The organism is Mesorhizobium sp. M7A.F.Ca.CA.003.01.2.1, from assembly GCF_003998945.1.
Lineage (GTDB): Bacteria > Pseudomonadota > Alphaproteobacteria > Rhizobiales > Rhizobiaceae > Mesorhizobium > Mesorhizobium ciceri.
In genome coordinates this window covers 1-1,081 of the sequence record NZ_RZRA01001336.1, presented here as the reverse complement: position 1 = coordinate 1,081, position 1,081 = coordinate 1, and the positions used below count along the sequence as shown (strand labels likewise).

The window sequence follows — 1,081 nt, the reverse complement described above, 5'->3', positions numbered from 1 at the left end:
CGAAGCCATGCTGCCCGCCTTCTCGCAGCACCGCCTGCGGCCCGTCATCGACAAGGTCTTCGCCTTTACCGAGGCCGGCGATGCCTATCGCTATTTCCAGCAGGGCGACGTCTTCGGGAAGGTGATCATCGACGGCGCCTGACCCATCGAGTCCTCAAACCCAAGGGAGAACGACCATGACAATTCGTGAAGCCTCGGCCAAATGGCAAGGGACGTTGAAGGAAGGTTCGGGCCGGTTGCGGCTCGGCAGCGGCGTCTTCGAAAGAGCCTATTCCTTCCCGTCGCGTTTCGAGAACGGGCCGGGCACCAACCCGGAAGAACTGATCGCCGCGGCGCATGCAGGCTGCTTCTCGATGGCGCTGAGCGCCATACTGGGCAACGCCAATTATGTCCCGACAAGCATCAGCACCGTCGCCAAGGTGCATCTTGGCGCAACCGCTGCCGGTCCGACGATCACCCGCATCGAACTCGAAACCGAGGCAGAGGTCGCGGGACTTGCCGAAGATGAATTCGAGCGCCTTACACAGTCCGCCAAGGCGGGCTGCCTCGTCTCGCGGGCCCTTGGCGGCGTGTCTCAGATCACCCTCAAGGCAACGCTCGTCGAAGCCACCAAAGGTCAATGAAGCCAGGAGAAAGAAGATGACACAGGAGATTGTCATGGACGCAAACGCGTACGATCTGTCCCAGAAGACCGCCGAGATCATGCGGCGCTACAACGACGTATTCCAACGCCATGATCCTTCGGCACTCGCCGAGCTGGTGGCCGAGGATTGCGTGATCGAGAACACCGTGCCGGCGCCGGACGGCGCTCGCCATGCCGGCAAGGAAGCGTGCGTCGGGCTTTGGACGGCGATCGCGACCCAGGCCGGCACGCGCTTCGATATCGAGGAAACCTTCGTTGCCGGTGACCGGGCAACGATCCGCTGGCGCTATTTCATGACCGACGGCAATTCGCTGCGCGGCGTCAACCTCATGCGTGTGGCCGATGGGCGGATCGTCGAAGCGATGGGCTATGTGAAGGGGTAGCGCGCCCCGAGCAATGCCCCGAAAGCGCATAACCGCTTTTCGCCCGGAATAGCGC

Annotated in this window: 3 protein-coding genes; all 3 read left to right on the top strand. The window is 62.4% G+C overall.

Annotated features, from left to right (window positions below; all coding sequences use genetic code 11):
- Positions 1-7: 7 nt before the first annotated feature.
- From EN969_RS32470 to EN969_RS32460, 3 genes are read left to right on the top strand one after another with little or no spacing between them, the layout of a single operon-like run.
- Positions 8-142 (top strand): zinc-binding dehydrogenase, encoded by a 135-nt coding sequence (locus EN969_RS32470; protein ID WP_245467623.1) that lies wholly within the window; start codon positions 8-10, stop codon positions 140-142.
- 34 nt (positions 143-176) lie between these two features.
- On the top strand, positions 177-623 hold the full coding sequence (locus EN969_RS32465) for an OsmC family protein (protein ID WP_127419804.1): 447 nt from the start codon (positions 177-179) through the stop codon (positions 621-623).
- Positions 624-639: 16 nt separating this feature from the next.
- Positions 640-1,026: a nuclear transport factor 2 family protein gene (locus EN969_RS32460; protein ID WP_013532394.1), complete on the top strand. Its 387-nt coding sequence runs from the start codon at positions 640-642 to the stop codon at positions 1,024-1,026.
- The last annotated feature ends 55 nt before the right edge of the window (positions 1,027-1,081 follow it).